Genomic DNA, 19,167 nt, shown 5'->3' on the forward strand with positions numbered 1-19,167 from the left:
CACCAACGCTGGCTCCGAAGGCACCAACCGCGTCATCAAGACCGTCGCCCGTGACGCCTACGGCTTCCGCAACCCCGAAAACCAGCGGCTACGCACCCGCACCGCGACCACCCGCCGCCACCGCGGACACCTCAACCCCGCTTAAGTTCGAAGAGCCGAGATGACGCAGGAGATGGTACGGCCGATAGTGTTTCCGGGGCATCGGCAGCCGGTGCCAGTCGACGATTTGACGATCACACTGGTCATGGACAACGAGGTGGCCCGGCGTGGTCTGGCGGCTGTCGTGCAGCAGGTGCCGTGGGTCCGGATGTGCGACGCCCCGGACGACGCGAACGTCGTCATCGCGTCACTGCGGGCGCTCGACCGCGACGAGGCGCTCTGGCGGCACGACGACGGATGGCCCCGCAAGCTCCTCGTGCTGCTCGACGAGCCGGACCAGGTGGACAACGTTCGATGGCTGACCGCGGACGGGTACCTGCTCTCCCGCGACCTGACGCCGGAAGCCCTGCACCGGGCGCTGCTCCAGGTGGCCGACGGTCAGCTGGCGGTACCCGCCGAGCTGGGTCGGCACCTGCTGAGGTTGGCGACCGGCGCAGCGCGGCGGGAACGCACCAGGGCCCCGGTGCTCACCCCCCGGGAGCGGGAAACTCTGGGTCTGCTCGCCGAAGGACTGAGCAACCGACAGATCGGCCGCAGGCTCGGCGTCTCGGAACACGGAGCCAAGCGCCTGGTGGGCAGCATCATGACCAAGCTGGACTCACCGAACCGCACCCTCGCGGTGGCGATCGCGCTCCGGGAGCGGCTGATCCAGGCCGAACCGGCGTAGGCCCAGCCAGGTGCGCACCACGACCCGATACTCGGTGGTGCCGGTGAGCGCGACCGCGGCGACGTGCCCGTCGCCCAACGACACGTCCCGCACCACCCACGGGCCGGGCATGCCGGCCTCGCCCGAGCAGCGCAGACCGTACCCGTGGGCGGGCTGACCGGCACCGACCCGCACCGGAAGTCCCTGCACCAGCCGCCCGCCGCTGGCCTTGACGCAGGCCTCCTTTCGAGTCCAGAGGCGCAGGTACCACCAGTCCAGGGCCGGGCCGCGAGCGCGGCCGACCCGGGTCGCCTCGGTGGGCGGGTAGAACCGGCCGGCGAGCCGGTCCGCCGGCAGCGCGGCGCCCGGGTCCTGCCTGGCGAGGTTCTCCACGTCGACGCCGGTCTCCCGGCTCCTGGTGATCGCCAGCAGCGCGAGGTCGGCCGAGTGGGAGAGGTTGAACTTCACCTCCGGCCGCCCGGCCAGGGCGGGCTTGCCGTGCTGTCCCCGGCACCAGGTCACCTCGCGCGGTGGCAGGCCAAGATACCCGCCGAGGATGAGCCGACTGGTGCCGTGCGCGTGGACGTAGCGTCGGCGGAGCCGAGCGTCGCCGAGCCGGTCAGCCCGGCGACGCTCGCCGGGGTCGAGCAGGCGTTCCGGATCCGGGTCGCCAGGTGGCACGCCGAGTAGCGGTATCCGCCAGACGTGTACGACGTCGTCGAGCCCCATCACCGCGCTCCCGTGGCCGCCAGGACACTCTCGTCCGCCGCCACCGTCACCGTCACCGTCACCAGCAGATCCTCGATTCCGCGCAGGATCTCGGCGGCCTCGGCGGCAGCGACCCGGGAGGTGTCGGCGCGGACGCTGAGCTCCACCCGGTCCGGACCGTCCTCGATCGCCTTGAGGAAAAAGGTCAGCTCGTCCAGCTCGTACCCCGCGCCGAAGGTGAGCTGGCTGGTCGCCTGTGCGACGTGCAACCGCTCGGCGGTGACCGGTTCGGCCTGACCCGCCCCGACACCCTGGCGCAGGTCGTTGAAGTAGCAGGACAGGTCTGCCACGCTACCCAGCGCGCCACGCAACGCGGTGATCTCCTGCCGGTCGCTGATCCCGCTGCGGTAGGCCCTCATCGCGGTACCCCAGCAACCACGGACCACGGCGCCGAAGTCCTCGGCCGAGACGTCGATCGTGGCCGGCACGTCCTGCACCAGGTTTCCGACGTACCCGCGCAGCTCCGGGCGGTGCCGGTTGCCGGCGATCAGGACCATCGGGACCCGGCCGGTGCCGGACCGTCGGCCGAGGACCGTCGCCGTGGCGGCGAGCAGCACGACGGAGCTGCTCATGGCGTAGCGGATGGCGAGGGCCTCCAGGGCCAGCTTGACCGCGCCGGAGCTGAGCGCCGCCACGGCGTACCGGGGGGTGTCCGGCTCGCGGGCTCGGAAGATGGCGGGAGGGGTGATCGCCAACTGCTCCCGCCAGTACGCCAACGACCGCTCCTGGACACGCCCGCCCGGTTCGCTGCGCTCGTACGCGGCCAGTTCGACCGGCTGGATCGACGGCGGCGGCAGCTCCCCGCCGGCGAGCAGGCGGGCCAGTTCGGCGCCGACCACCTGACCGCCGAGGTAGTCGGTGGCCGCGTGCGACAGGCAGGTGATCACCACCCGGGGCGCACCGTCCAGGGCACCGACCGCTGGTCGGATCGGCCAGTCCCGGGTGTGGTCGAACCGGTACCGGCGGACCAGTCGTTCCAGGTCGTCGATGAGTGCCCGTGGGTCCGGGTCGTCCGCGCCGGCCTCGCAGACCTCCACCGGCAGCTCACCGTCCGACGTCACCTGCTGCACCAGGTCGCCGGCCGGGTCCCGGTGGAACAGGGTGCGCAGCGCCTCGTGCCGGCGGACCAGAGCGTCGAGCGCGGCGAGGACCCCGGCCAGGTCCACCCCCGCCGGCACCTCCGTGAAGACCGTCGAGTTGTAGAACGAGGTGTCCGGCATCATCCGGTCGATGTCCACCCAGATGCTGCGCTGGCCCAGCGTTGCGGGCGCACGCACCGACCGCTCGCCGTGGATCCGTACCGTGTGTCGGGTCAGTCGCGTCATGACGTCGCCTCCGCTTCCGCTGTCCTGGTCCTGGTCCTGGTCCTGGTACCGGTCTGTGGCTGATCTCCAGCGCCCGCCCTACGGCGGACGAAGACGATGGTGACGACGACGACGGCGATGCCGAGCACGTTGGCGATCGCGACCGTCCAGTAGAGCGGTTCCGGCCCGCCAGCGGCCCGGGCCAGGTAGCCGCCGACGGCCACGATGCCGCCGAAGTAGACGACGTTCAGGGTGATCGCGAGCGGCCCGCCGCCGACCTGCTCCAACACGGTGAGCGCGGCGAGGACCAGGCCCATCAGTACGAAGGTGGGCGCGACGATGCCGAGGTAGCGGGCCGCCTCCGCGGCCACCGCCGGGTCGGCCGCGGTCACCTCGGCCAGCCAGTTGCGACCGGTCCACACCAGCAGCGCGCAGACCAGGTAGAACGCCGCGGTCACCTGTAGGCCCGCGCGCAGGACCGCCGGCATCCGGTGACTCTCCCCGACGCCCCGGTACTGGTTGGCGACGATGGCGGTGGCCGCACCGACCGCCACGCCCGCCACGATGACCACGCTCTGCACCACGTAGGCCACGGCGAAGCCGGACACCACGGTCGCGCCGAACGCGCTCACCACCCAGATCAGGGCGAAGTTGCTGGCGAAGATCGCCACGTAGGACCCGAAGACCGGCAGGCCCACCCCGACCAGCAGGCCGACGAGGTCGGGCCGCCAGGCCAGCGAGGTGCCGGGCCGCCACACTCCGGTACGCCGCAGCAGGTAGCCGCCGAGGGCGGTGCCGACAAGACCGGACGCGCCGATCGCGATCGGCACCGACCACAAGCCCAGACCCAGCGTGCCGGGCAGGCCGAGCGCGGCCACGCCGACGATCTCCACGGTTGCGGCGGCGAGCAGTACCATGGCGCCCTCCCGGGGCCGTCCCGCCCCGCGCAGCGTGGCCCCACACAGCACCGAGCCGAGCCCTAGCAACGCGGCCAGGCACACCCATCGGACGAACCACACGAAGTCGCTTTGTACCGCCGGCTCGATCCCGAACAACCGGCCCATCGCAGGGGCGGCCAGGCCGAGCGCCAGGAGCACCACGACCGAGGCGGCGGCACCGATGCGGGCGAAGCCGGCCAGCGCGCGGATCCGTGCCGGCGAATCGTTGCCGCTCAGCGCCGAGGCGACCTGGTTCGGCACGGCGAGCCCGGCGTGCAGCGCGATGATCACGAACATGATCGGGGTGAACAGCGAGCGGACGTAGAGCGCCTCGTCGCCCATCCGGCTCATCAGGGCGACCACCACAAGTGGGACCAGCACGCCGACCAGGTCGCCGAGGACCATCGGCGTCGCCTGGCGAAGGACCTGACGGCGGTACTCAATCATCGTCGAACCTGCCCTTGGTCAGTGCGTGGCACACGTTCAGCCGCTGCACGTTGCGGGTGCCCTCCATGAACTCGACGCCGCGAGCGTCGCGGGCCAGCTTGTCCAGCCACGGATGCTCGAACCGGGCGCCCGGACCGAGTATCCGCAGCGACTGCAGGGTGGCCTCCTCCGCGAGTTGGGCGGCCTGGGCCTTTGCCGCCGAGGCGAGGTAGCCGTTGCGGGGGTCGCGGTCGACCTCGTGGGCGGCGCGCAGGATGAGCTGCCGAGTGGTGTGCACGCGATGGCCCAGCCGGTCCAGCTCGTCCCGGTGCCGAACCCGGAAGCCCTGCGATCGAGCATACTCGATGGCGGCCCGGGCGATCCCCAGCGCGATCGCGGCAACACCCGGCCGGAGGAGGTTGAACGTGCGCAGTGCGCTCCACATGCCGCGTGCCGAGGCCGGCAGGTGGGCGCCGAGCACCCGGCCGGGGTCCACCGGCACGTCGTCGAAGCGGATGGCGCTGATCTGGGCTCCGCGCAGCCCGATCGTGTCCAGCGGCTCCGCATGGTAGCCCGGCGCGTCGGTCTCGACCAGCACCGCGACCACGCCGAGCGGCCCCGGCCCGGTACGCGCGAACACCGTCCCCACCTGCGCCCGGGTCGCGTTGCCGACGTACCTCTTCTCGCCGTGCAGGGTCAGCGAACCGTCCGACGCCCTGCGTAGCGTGGTGCTCATCGCCATCGCGTCCGAGCCGCGTGCCGGCTCGGTCAGCGCGAAGAACGTCCAGGTGGGACGCTCGCGTACCCGGCCGAAGTACCACTGCTGCTGCGCCTCGTCGCCGAGCATCCCGACCAGTACGCCGCTGAGCGACGCGCCTGGCGAGGCGAGGAACATCCCGGCGTCACCGGAGGCGATCTCCTCTGCGGCGACCACCCGCTCCACGGCCGTGGTGCCGTAGTACTCGTAGCGGCCGATGCGCAACGGGTAGGGCTGCATCCGCGGCGGGATCAGCATCTTGCCGACGTAGTCCACCGCCGGTAGGTCCAGGTGCCGGTAGACGGTGTCGGGGTCGCGTTCCAGCTCGAAGGCGTGCGGCCGGAGCTGCCCGGCCCACTCGCGGGCGTGTTCGCGCAGCACCCGCAGCCGGTCATCCTGATCAATGCCCGTCATGATGAACTCCGTCGAGGTGCGCGTCGGCCAGCAGTTCGGACAGGTGCGCGACGCCACCCGGCCCGTCCGACAGGAACCCGCCGGCGCCGAGCAGCCGCAGCGCCATCCGGTCGGTGTCGGTGATCTGCCGGTGCAGGTGGGCGGCGAGGGACGGGCTCAGCTCGTCGCCCACCGACTCCAGCGCGTCCAAAACGGCGGCGACACCCTGCTGCTCGGTCACCGCCTCGGCGAGGCTGCCCTGGACCAACTGCTGCTGGATCAGCGGCACGCCGCCGCTGGTCCGGCCGGCCAGGTAGGCCATGGCCTGGTCGAGCAGCCGCTGCGAGACACCGAGCCGCAACCAGGTCAGCCCGAGCACCCAGCCGGCGGGCCGGTTGTCCGCGCCGCTACGCTGCGGCTGCCATCCCGGTGGGCACAGGCCGTGCCCGCCCGGCCCGAAAAGCAACTCCCGTGCGCCGGTCGCGGCCACCAGGGCCTGCCACCCCGCGTCGAGGCCGTCCCTGCGGGCGATCGCGCGGCAGTCGGCGCGAGCGAGCACCGCGACCGGGGTCACCATGCCGGGTCCCACGCGGCCACGCTGAGGTAGCGCAGCCGTGGGTCGTACTCGGCCAGGACGGTCGGTCCGGCCAGTTCGCCGGCGGAGGCCCAGATCCCAGTGCAGAGTGGGCCCGGCGCGACCCGCCGCACCCGCTCGGCCAGCAGGGTGGCGTCCGCGGTGACCGGCACGTCCAGTCCGGCGACCAGGTCGAACCGCCACTGCGTGCGGTCAGCGATCTCGCGGAGGATCTCCGGCAGCAGCGCAGACGCCGCCGCCGGGGAGACCTCGGTGCGCTGGGCAAGCAGTGTGCCCGCCTCGCCCGGCACGGTCGGGCGCAGGGCGTACGCGACCGCGACGTCCTCGGCCGGCAGCCGCTCGGACCCGTCCACCTCCCACGGGACGTTGCGCTGGTCGAGGACGAGCAGCCCGGTCCGGTCGTCCGGTCCGGCGTCGCGCAGGTGGTCGGCGGCCAGCCGCAGTGCGGTGAACGGCGCCGTGACGCCCTGGTCGCTGACGCAGAAGACGGTCGGCCGGCCGGGTACCGCCTCGACCAGGTAGCAGCCCGCAGAGGCCCGGGAGTCGATGTCCGGGGTGGCGAACGCGAGGACGATCCGTTGCAGCCCGCGCACCCGCCGGGTCAGCTCGGCGACCACGGTCGAGGCCATCGTCGTGTAGGAGGTGACCTGGGCGCGGGCGAGCAGTTCCCGGTCGTACGATTGGCCGTAACCGGTCACCATGTCGCAGAGGTAACGGTCGAGGCCGTCGTCCTCGATCGGCCCCTGCCCCGGAAAGGTGCGTGCGGCGGTCGCCGCCGGCCGGACCGGCAGCTCCCGGAGGAGGCCGGCCCGGTCGGCGGCGAGCCGTGGTGCGACTGTCGTGAACACGGTCAGCGGCTCACGTGCTCGGTGACGTACTCGGAGAGCGTGGTGACGGTCTCGAAGTGCCGCTGCTCCAGGTCGTCCGGGTCGAACTCGGCCCCGATCTCGTTCTCCAGCTCCAGCAGCAGTTCCAGCACGCTGGTCGAGTCGAGGCCGAGGTCGTCGAAGAGCCGGGTGTCCGGTGTGATGGTGGCGGCGTCCCGCTTCAGCACCGCCGCGAGTGCGGCGCGGACGCTGGCCACCACGGGCTCGTCCACGGTGCCCTGGGCCTGTCCCTGAAGAGTCGTCTCGGTCATGACACGCGAATCCTTCCGTTCGAGGTGTGTCCGTTGCTGGTGCTGGCGACCGGCACGAGCCGTGCCGGCGTGGTCAGGTCGTCGTGCATCGGCTGGTGGCCGAGCAGATCCTCCGGGTCGTCCCGGTGCCGGATCAGGTAGGCGTGTCCCTCGTGGACCAGCACCTCGGCCGGGTATCCGTGGCTGAGAAAGTGCACCGGGGACGCGGTCGGCCCGTACGCCCCGGAGCGCAGCACCCCGATCAGGTCCCCGGGACGCACCGCGGGTAGCGGGACGTTCTTGCCGATGGTGTCGTTGGGGGTGCAGAGCGGGCCGGTCACCTGCCACTCGGCGATGGCCGGCTCGGTCACCCTGTTGAGCAGGACCATTGGATAGTTGCGCTTGACGAAGGAGCCGGTACCGACGGCCGCCATGTGGTGGTTGGTGCCACCGTCGGCGACCGCGAAGCGCTGGCCCATCGACTCCTTGACATAGCGGACGCCCACCACGTAGACGCCGGACGGGGCGGTGAGGTAGCGGCCCAACTCCATGATCACCCGGGTGTCCGGGTGCCGAGCCCGGAAGGCATCGACCACCGGGTTCACCCGCTCGGCCACCAGGGCCGGGTCGAGGTCCGTCTCACCCTCGAAGTACGCGACCCCCAGCCCGCCGCCGACGTCGACCATCTCCAGCGGGAAGCCGTGCCGCTCGGCGAGGCGCTCGGCGAGATCCAGGATCCGGGTGGTGTTCTCGGCGATCACCTCCTCGCTGAGAATCCGCGTACCCAGGTAGGCGTGCACGCCCATCAGCCGGATGTTGGGCAGGCGGACGCCCAGGTCGGCCGCCGCGAAGAGCTGCGCCTCGTCGATGCCGAACTGGCGCGGCTTGCCGCCCATGGTCAGCCCGCCGCCCTTCACCGCGAACTCCGGGTTGACCCGCAGCGCCACCGGTGCGACCACGCCGTGCTCGGCGGCTACCTCGTCGAGCAACTCCAGCTCGCCGAAGGACTCGACCACCACTGCGTACACCTGCTCGCGCAGGCAGGCGGCCAGCTCGTCGCGGCTCTTGCCCGGCCCGAGGAAGATGATGTCCCGCGGTGCCACCCCGGCGCGCCGCGCGGTGATCAATTCGGTCAGCGACGAGACCTCCGCGCACGCGCCGTGGCCGTGCAGCACCGCGCAGACGGACAGGTTGGGGTTGGCCTTCAGCGAGAAGAACATGTCGACCGCAGGGTGCAGCCGCTCCCTCAAGCCCTGGTACTGCCGCCGCAACTGGTCGCCGTCGTAGACGAACATCGGGGTGCCGAAACGCTCGGCCAGTTCGGTGATGCCGATGCCTTGCACGTCGTGCTCGGCGGTCATGATCCGGTCCTTTCGGTCAGGCCGGCCACCACGCCGGCCACATGTTCGTCGAGCTCGCGCACCCGATCCCCGGTCGGCGCGATGACCAGCGCGTAGAGCCGGCCGTCGAAGCCACCGACGGCACCGAAGGCGGCGTTGACCGTGGCGAAGTTGTTGACCAGGACACCCTCCTGGCCGGCCCGCTTCAGTAGGACATCGCCGAGTACCCGGTCCAGTCGCTTGAACGGCAGCGGCTCGGGCAGCCGGAGCGGGTACTGCCGGGCCAGCGCCACCCAGCCCTCGGGTACGAAGCGCTCCTGCAGCGGCAACTGGTAGGTGGACATGTTGTAGCGGGCGTTGATTTCGGTTACCGGGAACAGCCGCTCGTCGTCGCCGACCATGGCGTCGACGCCGGCCACCCCGACGTAGCCGTCGGCGTGCAATCGCTCGCCGAGCAGCCGGGCGGCCTCGCGGATCTCCGCCTCCTGGCGCTCGCCCAGCCGGGCCGGGATGCGGTGCCCCTTGTGTACGCCGGACTCGGTGATCGCCTCCTTGACGAAGTCGAACCTGACGTCGCCGTCACGTCCGACGGTCATCTGGTAGTTCAGGTCGGCCCGCTTGGCGACGAACTCCTCCACCACCAGACCGACCCGTTCGGAGCCGCTGGCCCGGGCCTTGCGGCCGAGCATCCGGTCCATCTGGTCCAGTCGCCGAGGGTCGTCGACCACGACGATGCCCTTGCCGGACACCCCGTAGGCGTCCTTCACCACCACCCGGCGACCGGACGCCAGGACCTCCTTCGCCCAGGCCACCGCCGACGACCACTCGCCGAGCATCAGGCAGCCCCGGCCGGCCGGCTGCCGCAGGCCCAGCTCGTCGGCGATCCGGCGGCTGTAGACCTTGCTGTTGACCGCCTTGCAGGTCTCCGCCGAACTGGCGGCGATCCGGATCCCGGTACGCCGGGCGATCTCCTCCTCCAGCACCGAGACGCCGTGCACCGAGAGGTACGCGCCCTGCTCCGCCCACCCGGCCACCAGACGCAGCAACTCCGGGTCGTCGAGCACATCCTGGCTGACGGTGTGCTGCGGGTTCTGGGCGGCCACGGTGTGGATCTCCGGAAGGGCCACCCCCAGGCCCGCCAGGAAGGACAGGTAGTCGGGATCCGGAGCGGCCTTGAGCAGCACCCGGTCACCGGGGCCGGCCAGCAGCATCGCGAACTCGTCCATCCGGTTCACCACGGCGCTGCCGGCGCCGAACGCCATCCGTGGCAGGCCCGGCTCGCCCTCGCCCCAGACGTCCTCCACCTCGAAGTTGCCGAGGAAGACGAAGCGAGCATCCTGCTCACCAACCACCGCGGTCTTCAGCCGGGAAATGAACTGTGCGGTCATCACACCTCCTAGTGCTCGAAGACCATGGCGGAGAAGGTCGCGCCGAGTCCGACGGCGACCATCAGGTAGCGGTCGCCCGGCGCGAGCCGCTCCAACTCCAACGCGGTCTGGTAGTTGACGAAGGAGTCGGCGCAGAAGCAGTGGCCGGTCACCGCGATGTTGTCCAGCAGCACCCGGTCCACCGGGTAGCCGAGCTGCCTGCACAGCCGCACCCAGGAGAGCCGGTTCACGTTGTGCGGCAGGATCAGGTTCACGTCGGCCAGACCGATGCCGGCGCGTTCGACCGCCGCCAGGACCACCGCCGCCAAGCCGTCCTGGTAGATCGCCTCGAACTCGGCGGCCCGTTCGGCGGTCATCCGCAGGCCCGCGTTGAACTGCCCGTACGTGCGGGTGGCGTAACCCAGCAGCCGGTCGTGCCCGCTGCCCAGACCGACCAGCACGGCGGCCGAGCCCTCGCCCATGAACGTGGTGTTCGGGATGAGCTGCGCGGTCGGCGCGAACGCCTTTTCCCCGGCGAACACCAGGGCCAGGGCGTGCGGGTCGCCGTCCGCGGCCAGCAGCTCACCGGCGAGATGCACGGCCAGCAGGCCCGAGGCGCACGCGTGCTGGGTGACCGCGAACGAGACCGCGTGCTCCAGGCCGAGCGCCTGGCGCACCTCGTGCAGCGGGTTCTCCGGGTACGGCGCCACGGTCTGCAGGGTGCGTGCCTGTAGCACGTACCTGACCTGGCTTTGCCGGCCGGTCAGCGAGGTGAGCTTTTCGGCGGCGTTGAGCATCAGCTGGGCGAGATCGCCCTCCGGCTCGTACCGGACCTCGGAGAGGCCGTAGAAGCGGCGGAACGTGCGCACCTGCTTGGGATCCATCGCCAGGCGCTCGCCGATCTCCTCGATCGGCACGACCGTCGACGGCAGGTAGGCGGAGACCGCCTCGATGCTCGTCACCGCGCACCCGCGGGCTGCTGCGCGGCGACGATCTCCTCAAGGTGCGCGGCGAGTTCGTCGACGGTCGGGTAGTCCCAGACCAGCGTCTCGCTGAGCCGCAAGTCCAGGTGCGTCTCGATGTCGCCGCACAGGGCGAGCGCGTAGACCGAGTCCAGGCCGTAGTCGGCGAGGCGGACGGTGGGGTCGATCTCGCTCTCGGGGCGGCGCAGGTACTGCGCGACGCAGCCGGTCAACCAGGCCCGCAGGTCGGCCGGACCCTCGGCGTTCGATGCCATGTCGGTTTCCTTTCTCGGATGGATGCCGGTGTCCGTCGGCTACCGGGTCATCCCGGCAGCACCCGACGGGACAGGTCGAAGCTGCGCCGGTCGGCGTGCCGGGCGGCCAGTTCCTGGTAGAGGGGTTCGCGGTAGAGGCTGCTCCGGTCCACACCGGGACGGCCGAGGCTGCGGGCGAGCCGGTCCAACGCCGCGAGGACCCACGTCGGTCGGTCACCCCGGGCCAGCCAGACGTTCAGGCAGGCCGAGGCCGCGAGTACGGTGGCGTACCGGGCGGGCAGGCCGAGCACCTCGACGCGGGCGTCGATGCCCAGATCCGAGGGGTGCAGCGCGGCACCTGCCTCGGCCAGGTCGCCGAGTTCGGCACGGAACTGCCCGGCGAGCGAGCGCAGTCGCTGCGGCTCCGTAGAGTCGCCGGCGACCTGGTCGGCGGCTGCGTTCAGCGAGCCGGCCAGGCCGTCGAGCCCGCCCGCGGAAACTCGCAGCCGTTCGAACGGCAGCTCCGGCAACTCCTCGCCGATCCGGAACAGGTCCGGGCCGGCCGGCTCCGGGTTCACCCAGCCACGCCGTGCCAGCAAGGGCACCTGAGGTAGCATGGTGCCCAGGCAGGCGACCCTGGCGGCGTGTCCGAACCCCGCCGGGGCCAGGTCCCGCAGCAACTTCTGGAAGATGCCGTAGGGGCCCTCGCGTAGGTAGAAGTTCGCGCCGAGCACCAGGGACAGCTGGTGCATGGCGTCCATCAGGCGCTTCGCGACAAGGTACTTCACGGCGGAGGCGTACATGCTGGTCTGGCCGGGGAGCAGGTGCAGCGCGCGGGACACGACGAGGCCGAGGCTGTCGCAGATCAGCAGGTCGAGGTACGCGTCCACGAGTAGTCGGCGTACCTCGGGCTGGTCGACGACCGAGCGCCCGTAGAGTCGCCGGCCGACCGCGAAGTCCAGGGTGAGCCGCAGGCCGGAGTCCAGCACCCCGGCGAGCATCGTGGGGATCGCGGTCCGGGTGAGCTGGAACGAGCGCAGTGCCGTCTCGATGCCCTGACCGGGCCGGCCGACCACCGCGTCGTCGCCCACCGGGCAGTCGGTGAACTCGATGCCGCCCAGCTGCACGCCGCGCATGCCCACGCTCGGAAAACGGGGCAGGTCGCGCATCGTCCGGGCCGGCACCGCCTGCTTGTCCACCAGGATCTGCGAGTGGCTGCGGCTGCCCGCCCGCTCGTCGGTACGGGCCAACAGCACCAGCCCGCGCGACCGCCTGACGTTGGTGACCACCTCCTTGCGTCCGGTCAGCCGCCAGCCACCGTGCGCCTGCGGACGCGCCGCGAATTCGGCGCCGGAGAAGTCGTTACCGTGCGCGAGCTCGTGATACGCCGAGGCGATCTTCTGGTTGGACAACAAGGTCCCGGCCACCCAGCGGGCCTGCTCCGGCGAGCCGGACGCCCACACGTTGACCGACGAGATGAACGAGCTGACGCCGTAGCCGAGGCCCAACGCCGGATCCCGCCGAAAGACCGTACGCAGCACCTGGATCAGGTCGTCGGCGCCGGCCAGCCGTCCGCCGTGGCGGCGCGGCACGAACTCGGCGTTCAGGCAGTAGCCGTCGAGGACGCGCTCGCCGGCGGCGAACATCTCGTCCCGTTCGTCGGCCGCCAGCACGGCGGTGTTGCCGATCGGGTTGTCGTCGTCGGAGGGGTCGCCGAGCAGGCGTTCCAGGTCGTCCAGGCGCGCGGGGGCCGTCATGACAGCTCCTTGAGCTCGTCGGTCAGCCGGTCGAAGACGGCCGGGTCGGGGCGGTGGCCGCCGAGGCGGGCGGCGAGCAGAGCCAAGGCGGCTGCAAGTTCCGGCCGGGCGGGTTCGGTGGACCAGCGGGACAGCACTGCGGCGGCGGCCACGCACAGCTCGTACCGGTGCGCCAGGTCGAAGGCCGCCGCGGTGGCCGCGACACCCTGCGGCGGCAGGTCGGCCATTTCGTCGTGCAGCCGGTCGCACCGCTGGAGCAGGTGCTCCGCGAGCCGCACCACGGACTCGGGCGCATCGCCGCGGACCCGTTCCACCAGGACGGGCAGGTTCTGCACGAGGCTGCACCCGGTGCGGGAGAACAACTCCAGCCGTCCCGGCTCGGCCGGCTCGCCGTACGGGTCGGTGGCGGCGCGCAGGCCGGCGTCGTCGCGGTTGCGTGCGCGCCAGCCGGCCACCAGCCGGGGAAACTGGTTGATCAACGAGTGTCGGTTGACGAAGGTGCTGCCGTCGAAGATGCCGACGATGCGGTGGTCGCGTTCCAGCTTCTGGAAGGAACCGTGCTCGTAGACGGTGCTGAGAAAGGCGCGGGCGCCGAGCAACTCGCCGCAGTGTGCGACCGCCTCGTCGATCAGGGTCGGCGCCAGCGCCTTGGCGACCGCCGAGTAGACGCTCATCTCGCCGGTGAGCGTGCCGGCCGCCCGCCCGGCGAACATCACGACCGACTCCGCGACCAGCACGGCGGTGAAGATCTCCCCGAGACTGTGGCGCACGTGCGGCAGCTCGATCAACCGGCGACCGTAGAGTTCGCGCTCCCGGACGTACCGCACGGTCAACCGCAGTGCCCGGTCGGCCGCACCGAGCGAGAGCCCGGCGGCCATCACCCGGGTCAGCTGGAGCGCCTTGAGTACGATCTCCAGACCCTCGCCCGGCCGCCCGACCAGCGCCCCGGCCGGCACGATCGCGCCGTCGAAGGCGATGCCACTGATGTCCGCCCCCCGGATGCCGTGCGTACGCACCTTCGGCAGTGGCCGGTAGCTGCCCGCCGCGAGCTGGTCCTTGTCGACCAGGAACAGGCTGTGGCCGCGCGCTCCGGCGTCGGCCGAGGTGCGGGCGAGCACACAGACCGTCTCCGCCCGGGTGGCGTTGTTGATCGGCCACTTCGCACCGTCCAGCCGGTATCCGCCGTCGCACGAGGTGGCGGTGAGTTCGCCGGCCAGCAGGTCACTGCCGTGCCCGCGTTCGGTCAGCGCCCAGGAGAGCACCGCGCCGGACCGGATCCGCGCGCCGAGCGACTCGGCCCGTGCCGGATCACCGGCCACCCAGACACAGACCGCGCCGAGGTACGTCTTGGCGTGCGCGATCGCCACCGTGAGGTCGTGCCGGGCGATCGTGCGGACCACCTCGACGAGCTGCGAATGGTCCCTGAGCGCGCCGCCGAAGCGGGCCGGCACGTACCAGCCGGGCACCCCCAACTCGTCCAGGATCCGGCAGGCGTCGGCGGGGAAGGCTTCCGTCCGGTCCAGCTCGGCGACCCGCTCCGCGCCCATCGGCTCGGCCGCGGCCAGGGCGGCGTCCAGCAGGTCCGCCGACAATGCGGTGACGGCGGTCACCGGACGGCTCCGGCCAGCTCGCGCTGGTCGCGCCCGGCAAGGTGGGCCCGGACCTCAGGGGTGAGATCGGCGTACGTGCCGACGAGCGAACCGTCCCGGAAGGACTCCCGGACCGAGACCCGCTGGATCTTGCCGCTGGTGGTGCGCTGCACCGCGCCGGGGCGGACCAGCACCACGCTCGCCTCCACCCCGAACTCGCGGGACAGTTGCCGGCGTACGGCCGTGGTGATCTCGGCCAGCTCCGCCGGTGTCGCCTTGCCGCCCCGCACCTCGTGCACGAGCACGACCTGCTCCTCCGGTACCGGCACGCTGAAGGCGGCGCCGACGCCGAGCGCCAGGGCCGGGTGCACCGACCGTGCCTCGGCCTCCAGGTCCTGCGGGTAGAGGTTCCGCCCGCGAACAATCAGCAGTTCCTTGATCCGCCCGGTGACGTAGAGCTCCCCGTCGAGGCGTACCCCGAGGTCGCCGGTGCGCAGGAAGCCACCCTCGCCGCACGCGGTCTCCGCGTCGAAGACCGCGGCCGTGGCGTCGGGGTTCTCCCAGTAGCCACGCGCGACGCTGGGCCCGCGCAGCCAGATCTCACCCACCTCGCCGTCGGCAAGCAGCGTGCGGCTGCGCGGGTCGACGATCCGGATGTCCATCTCGGATACGCCGCCGCAGCCGACCAGGTCGCGGGCACCGCCGTCGGTCGCCGCCAGCACCGGCCGAAGCTCCCCGCGACCCAGCCGTTCCGCGTCGACCCGGGTGATCCGCGGCAGTCGGCGCTGGCCCGAGCAGGACACCGCGAGGGTCGCCTCGGCCAGCCCGTAACCGGGTCCGACCGTCGTCGGCCGCAGGCCGTAGGGCGCGAACCGCTCGCGGAAGCGGGTCAGCGTGCTCGCCTGGATCGGCTCGGCACCGTTGATCGCCAGGCGCCAGCGGGACAGGTCCAGCCCGGCGAGTTTCTCCTGCGGGATCCGGCGCAGGCACATCTCGAAGGCGAAGTTGGGTGCCGGTGAGGCGTGCACGTCGAAGCGATCGATCAGGAACAGCCAGCTCTGCGGGTGGCGCAGGAAGACCGACGCCGGCATGTGCACGGTGCTGCCGCCAACGAACAAGGGGGAGAGCAAGAGCCCGATCAGGCCGAAGTCGTGGTGCATCGGCAGCCAACCGCCGAACCGGGCATCCGACGGCATGTCGAGGATGCGCTGGTAGACACCGGCGTTGTCGGCCAGGTTGGCGTGCGTCACCACCACTCCACGCGGCTGGCTGGTGGAGCCCGACGTGTACTGGAGGAAGGCGATCCGGCCCGGCTCCTCGGGCAGCTCCCGCAGCTGCTCCGCGTCGGGCAGCTCGATCGCGTCGGTCACCAGGCACGGCAGGTCGGCCACGCCGGCCGCAGCCGCCCACGCCGTGACGTCTCCGGCCACGTTCGCCTCGGTCAGCAGGGCCGTAGCCCGGGCGTTGCGGACGATGGCGATCAACCGTTGGCTTCGGCGCTGCTGCCCGTCCGGCATCGGCACCACGATCGGGATCACCCCGCAGTAGAGGCAGCCGAGGATGGCCAGGGCGAGCTGCGGGCCGGGCGGATAGAGCAGCATCGCCCGGTCACCGGCGTCGAGCCGGCACTGCAGCAGCGCGCCGACCCGGCGGGCGGCGTCGTGGATCTGCGCATAGGAGTAGTTGACGGATGCGCCGTCGAGCAGCGGATCAGCCGCATAGGTAAAGGCGGTCCGCTCGCCGAGCCGCTCGGCGTTGATCTCCATTCGGGCCCTGAAGCTGGTCACCGTTCACGCTCCTGCCGTGTCGTCTGGATCGAGATCGCCCGGTTGGGGCAGAGCTGTGCGGCTTCCCGGACGGCCGGCAGTTGACCGGGATCCGGCTCGGTCACCAGCAGTGCGACCGTCCCGTAGTCGTCCTCGTCGAACACCTCCGGCACGAGCCGTACGCAGTGCCCGGCGCCGAGGCAGCGGTCCGTTTCGACGGTGAGCCGGATGGTCATCGGGCTCACCACCGCACCGGCAGCCGGCCTAGCCCGAACACCACGCCCTGCTTGACCGGGACCTGCTCGACCGGCACGGCCAGTCGCAGCCCGGGGATCCGCTCGAAGAGAGCGCGCAGCGCGGTGGTCAACTCCAGCCGGCCCAGGTGCTGGCCGATGCACTGGTGGATGCCGAAGCCGAAGGTCAGGTGGCCGCGCGAGGACCGCCGCACGTCGAGTTCGTCGGGACGCTCGAACCGTTCGGCGTCCCGGTTCGCCGCGGGGATCAGCAGGATCATCCCCTCACCGGCCCGGATCAGTTGGCCGGCCACCTCAAGGTCGGCGGTAGCCACGCGTACCGTGCCGCCGGTGAGCGACAGGTAGCGCAGCAGCTCCTCGACCGCGTCCGGCCAGCGCTCCGGCTCGGCCCGGAGCAGGTCGAGCTGGGTGCGCTCGTCGAGCAGCGTGAGCACGCTCAGGCCCAGCGTGTTGACGGTGATGTCCTGTCCGGCGAGGACCAGTGCGAGGCCCAGGCTCGCGGCTTCCTCGGTGGACAGCTCGCCCGCGTCGACCCGTCCGGCCAGCTCCCGCAGCTGCCCCTCCCGCAGGTCGTGGCGACCCTCGGTGAGCAGGTGGATCAGATATCCGGTCATCGACCGGATCGGATTGAACCGTTTGTAGGTCACCGCCTGGAAGTGCTCGATGTCGGCCTCGGGGACGCCGAGCAGCCGGCCCAAGATCTCCGCGACCAATGGCTTCGCGAACACGTCGAGCAGGTCGACGGGCGGGGACATCGCCAGCATCCGGTCCAGGTAGACGTCGGTGCGTCGGGCGATCTCCGACTCCAGTGCGCTGATCTTCTTGAAGGTCAGGCTGGAGAGCACCGCCCGCCGCTGCCGCGAGTGCTCCGGCGGGTCGGTACGCAGTAACGCCTCGATGGTCGGCGAACCACTCTGTCGCAGACTCGCCATCCCCGGCACCGGGACCGGCATGTCCGGGTGCCGAGCGTCCACGGTGGTGTGCGGACTGGCCAAGATCGTCCGGACCGCCGAGTATCCGGAGACGACCCACACCGGCCTCCCGTCGTAGAGCGACGCCCGGGTGATCGCCCCCCGCTCACGAAGGTCCCGGTAACCTGCTGGCGGGTGGTAAGGGCATTCACGTTCCATCGGAAGTTCGGGCAGCTGTTCGATGTGTTCCGTGGTCACGGCTCGACTCACCGGTACCGCCCCTCTCTCGCGCCTGGCTGAGGTCTCGGTGACGAGTCTGCGCAGGTAAAGGAGCTTCCATAAGGGACCGGCGGGCGGCGGAAAGAGCGTCCGGCCGGGTATGCCCGACCGGGTACGGGCCGTTCGGTCAGCGCCGGAGTGACCCGCCCTCTGCGGTCGAGCGGCTACCTGACCCGGCAACCCTGACGGTGGAAGAGGCCCGGAGGTGTCCTCTGCTCAAACCGGCCGGGCGGGCGCGGACGGCGGCGGCGTCCGGATGCCCGGCTCCCTCCAGGAGCGCCAGCGCCGCCGCCTCGGCGCAGCCAGCCCTACGCCAGTTGGTGGCCGCCCCGTGCCGGTTGCCGATTTCCTCGTTGATGCGCAGCGTCTGCCGAGCAGCCAGCGGGTTCTCGGTAGCGGGGCGAGCATCGCCGGCGGCGGCTTCGGTAGCGTCGGCCTGCAGATGTCCCGAGCCTCCGGTCCCCTGGACATCGCCCGGGCCGCTGCCGCAGAGGACGGCACCTACTCGGGCAACTGGCAGGTCACCGCGTACGCCGTCTGCGTCAACCCGGTGGGGGCGGCGGCCGAGGGATCGGTGCAGACCGGGGTCAGTTCGGCCAGCCACTCCTGCCCGGGAGCCGAGCAGGTGCATTCGGCCGGCGGGGCCACGGGACCCGGCACGACCGGTCAGACCTTCCTGAACAGCCTCTACCCGGACGCTGGCCTCACCTCGGTCCGCCTCTCGCTGACCGGCGTGCCCAGCGACGGCCTGGCCATCCAGGCGATCTGCGCCTGAGCCCACCGCACGGTGTTCCCGGGCCCCGACGGGGACGATCAACCGGACGGTGAAGGTCGATGGGCCGCAGGTGGCATCCGCTGCCTGCGGCCCATCGCCGTCCGCCAGGCGCATCGCCGTTCGGCTGATGCTGGATCGCGAGCAGGGACCGCGAGCGACACGGTGACCGGGTGGTGAGGGCGGCTGCGGCGGTCTGTACGCCAGATGTGCGTGGGTTGTACGAACCCCGGCGTACTGTTCCGGCGTCCGAGGGAGTACCCACATCGGCCTTCGCCTAGTCCTGCCGAGGCCAACTGGCCGGGATCAGTGACCGACCAGCGGACATCCGACGTCCTCGGCCTACTCCCTTTCACCGTACCGACGACTGGTCCCGAAAGGATCGACGTTTATGCTCAGCAGGATTGGTGCGCTACTGACGGCTGTCGCGCTGGTGTTCTCGGCCATGGTCGTGACAGCGGCTCCGGCCTCCGCTGCCACGGCCCCCTGCCGTCAGTACCACTACGGTTATGGCGGTACCGGCAACTGCGTCAAGGCCATCCAGGGGATCGCGAACGTCATCTCGATCACCAACGCGGGCCGCTCCGAGGCGGGTCCGGTCGCCCGGGATGGCATCTACGGCGCCAAGACGGAGGCGGCGATCCGCAAGATCCAGCGTGCGGCAGGCGTCGGGGTCGACGGCTGGGTCGGTCCGCAGACCTGGGTCGTGCTCTGCCACTACGGTGCCTTCTGGGGCAAGAACATGAAGGCCAAGGCCGACTACCGCTGGGCGAAGTCGTACGCCTGCTGATCCGCCCGACCGGCCGACAACGC

The 19,167-nt window shown here is 71.5% G+C and carries 20 protein-coding genes; 4 read left to right on the forward strand and 16 right to left on the reverse strand.

Annotation, left to right across the window (positions count from 1 at the left end; all coding sequences use genetic code 11):
* Both ACFHWY_RS13365 and ACFHWY_RS13370 read left to right on the forward strand, forming a co-directional pair.
* Positions 1 to 145: transposase (locus ACFHWY_RS13365; RefSeq protein ID WP_416580630.1), on the forward strand; the 145-nt coding region annotated here is incomplete at its 5' end.
* A gap of 66 nt (positions 146 to 211) precedes the next feature.
* Positions 212 to 826 (forward strand): LuxR C-terminal-related transcriptional regulator, encoded by a 615-nt coding sequence (locus ACFHWY_RS13370; RefSeq protein ID WP_416580497.1) that lies wholly within the window; start codon positions 212 to 214, stop codon positions 824 to 826.
* Here ACFHWY_RS13370 and ACFHWY_RS13375 read toward each other — a convergent pair.
* The 16 genes from ACFHWY_RS13375 to ACFHWY_RS13450 are packed head-to-tail and all read right to left on the reverse strand — an operon-like array spanning position 758 to position 17,561.
* Complete coding sequence (locus ACFHWY_RS13375; RefSeq protein WP_416580498.1) at positions 758 to 1,534, reverse strand: 4'-phosphopantetheinyl transferase family protein; 777 nt, start codon at positions 1,532 to 1,534, stop codon at positions 758 to 760. The two genes, ACFHWY_RS13370 and ACFHWY_RS13375, sit on opposite strands and share 69 nt — an antisense overlap.
* Positions 1,534 to 2,898 carry a condensation domain-containing protein gene (locus tag ACFHWY_RS13380; protein ID WP_416580499.1) on the reverse strand — a complete coding sequence of 455 codons (1,365 nt, stop codon included), beginning with the start codon at positions 2,896 to 2,898 and terminating at the stop codon, positions 1,534 to 1,536. The genes ACFHWY_RS13375 and ACFHWY_RS13380 overlap by 1 nt, the downstream gene beginning before the upstream one ends.
* Positions 2,895 to 4,262, reverse strand: a complete 1,368-nt coding sequence (locus tag ACFHWY_RS13385) for an MATE family efflux transporter (protein WP_416580500.1) — start codon at positions 4,260 to 4,262, stop codon at positions 2,895 to 2,897. The genes ACFHWY_RS13380 and ACFHWY_RS13385 overlap by 4 nt, the downstream gene beginning before the upstream one ends.
* Positions 4,255 to 5,412: an acyl-CoA dehydrogenase family protein gene (locus tag ACFHWY_RS13390; protein WP_416580501.1), complete on the reverse strand. Its 1,158-nt coding sequence runs from the start codon at positions 5,410 to 5,412 to the stop codon at positions 4,255 to 4,257. Before ACFHWY_RS13390 ends, ACFHWY_RS13385 begins: the two co-directional genes overlap by 8 nt.
* Positions 5,399 to 5,980 (reverse strand): acyl-CoA dehydrogenase family protein, encoded by a 582-nt coding sequence (locus ACFHWY_RS13395; protein WP_416580502.1) that lies wholly within the window; start codon positions 5,978 to 5,980, stop codon positions 5,399 to 5,401. Before ACFHWY_RS13395 ends, ACFHWY_RS13390 begins: the two co-directional genes overlap by 14 nt.
* The gene (locus ACFHWY_RS13400) at positions 5,962 to 6,834 is read right to left on the reverse strand and encodes a hypothetical protein (RefSeq protein ID WP_416580503.1); all 873 of its coding nucleotides are present in this window, start codon (positions 6,832 to 6,834) and stop codon (positions 5,962 to 5,964) included. The genes ACFHWY_RS13395 and ACFHWY_RS13400 overlap by 19 nt, the downstream gene beginning before the upstream one ends.
* A 2-nt stretch (positions 6,835 to 6,836) precedes the next feature.
* Positions 6,837 to 7,124, reverse strand: a complete 288-nt coding sequence (locus tag ACFHWY_RS13405; RefSeq protein WP_416580504.1) for an acyl carrier protein — start codon at positions 7,122 to 7,124, stop codon at positions 6,837 to 6,839.
* A complete protein-coding gene (gene lysA / locus ACFHWY_RS13410) occupies positions 7,121 to 8,464 on the reverse strand; it encodes a diaminopimelate decarboxylase (RefSeq protein WP_416580505.1) in 1,344 nt (447 codons plus the stop codon). Before lysA ends, ACFHWY_RS13405 begins: the two co-directional genes overlap by 4 nt.
* A complete protein-coding gene (locus ACFHWY_RS13415) occupies positions 8,461 to 9,831 on the reverse strand; it encodes an ATP-grasp domain-containing protein (RefSeq protein WP_416580506.1) in 1,371 nt (456 codons plus the stop codon). The genes lysA and ACFHWY_RS13415 overlap by 4 nt, the downstream gene beginning before the upstream one ends.
* Positions 9,832 to 9,839: 8 nt before the next feature.
* Positions 9,840 to 10,772 carry a 3-oxoacyl-[acyl-carrier-protein] synthase III C-terminal domain-containing protein gene (locus ACFHWY_RS13420; protein WP_416580507.1) on the reverse strand — a complete coding sequence of 311 codons (933 nt, stop codon included), beginning with the start codon at positions 10,770 to 10,772 and terminating at the stop codon, positions 9,840 to 9,842.
* Positions 10,769 to 11,047: an acyl carrier protein gene (locus tag ACFHWY_RS13425; protein ID WP_416580508.1), complete on the reverse strand. Its 279-nt coding sequence runs from the start codon at positions 11,045 to 11,047 to the stop codon at positions 10,769 to 10,771. The genes ACFHWY_RS13420 and ACFHWY_RS13425 overlap by 4 nt, the downstream gene beginning before the upstream one ends.
* Before the next feature lie 47 nt (positions 11,048 to 11,094).
* Positions 11,095 to 12,783, reverse strand: coding sequence for an acyl-CoA dehydrogenase (locus tag ACFHWY_RS13430; protein WP_416580509.1), 1,689 nt, complete (start codon positions 12,781 to 12,783; stop codon positions 11,095 to 11,097).
* Positions 12,780 to 14,393 (reverse strand): acyl-CoA dehydrogenase family protein, encoded by a 1,614-nt coding sequence (locus ACFHWY_RS13435; protein WP_416580510.1) that lies wholly within the window; start codon positions 14,391 to 14,393, stop codon positions 12,780 to 12,782. The genes ACFHWY_RS13430 and ACFHWY_RS13435 overlap by 4 nt, the downstream gene beginning before the upstream one ends.
* Positions 14,390 to 16,159, reverse strand: coding sequence for a fatty acyl-AMP ligase (locus tag ACFHWY_RS13440; protein WP_416580511.1), 1,770 nt, complete (start codon positions 16,157 to 16,159; stop codon positions 14,390 to 14,392). The genes ACFHWY_RS13435 and ACFHWY_RS13440 overlap by 4 nt, the downstream gene beginning before the upstream one ends.
* On the reverse strand, positions 16,156 to 16,374 hold the full coding sequence (locus ACFHWY_RS13445) for a ferredoxin (RefSeq protein WP_416580512.1): 219 nt from the start codon (positions 16,372 to 16,374) through the stop codon (positions 16,156 to 16,158). Before ACFHWY_RS13445 ends, ACFHWY_RS13440 begins: the two co-directional genes overlap by 4 nt.
* 5 nt (positions 16,375 to 16,379) lie before the next feature.
* The gene (locus tag ACFHWY_RS13450) at positions 16,380 to 17,561 is read right to left on the reverse strand and encodes a cytochrome P450 (RefSeq protein WP_416580513.1); all 1,182 of its coding nucleotides are present in this window, start codon (positions 17,559 to 17,561) and stop codon (positions 16,380 to 16,382) included.
* 226 nt (positions 17,562 to 17,787) lie between these two features.
* Between ACFHWY_RS13450 and ACFHWY_RS13455 the strand changes: the two genes are divergently transcribed.
* Together ACFHWY_RS13455 and ACFHWY_RS13460 are read left to right on the forward strand one after the other, a co-directional pair.
* On the forward strand, positions 17,788 to 18,357 hold the full coding sequence (locus ACFHWY_RS13455) for a hypothetical protein (RefSeq protein ID WP_416580514.1): 570 nt from the start codon (positions 17,788 to 17,790) through the stop codon (positions 18,355 to 18,357).
* Positions 18,358 to 18,745: 388 nt separating this feature from the next.
* Positions 18,746 to 19,144 carry a peptidoglycan-binding domain-containing protein gene (locus tag ACFHWY_RS13460; RefSeq protein WP_416580515.1) on the forward strand — a complete coding sequence of 133 codons (399 nt, stop codon included), beginning with the start codon at positions 18,746 to 18,748 and terminating at the stop codon, positions 19,142 to 19,144.
* Positions 19,145 to 19,167 lie beyond the last annotated feature (23 nt).

Origin of the sequence: Micromonospora sp. LOL_024, from assembly GCF_048060415.1 — a bacterium.
GTDB lineage: Bacteria > Actinomycetota > Actinomycetes > Mycobacteriales > Micromonosporaceae > Micromonospora.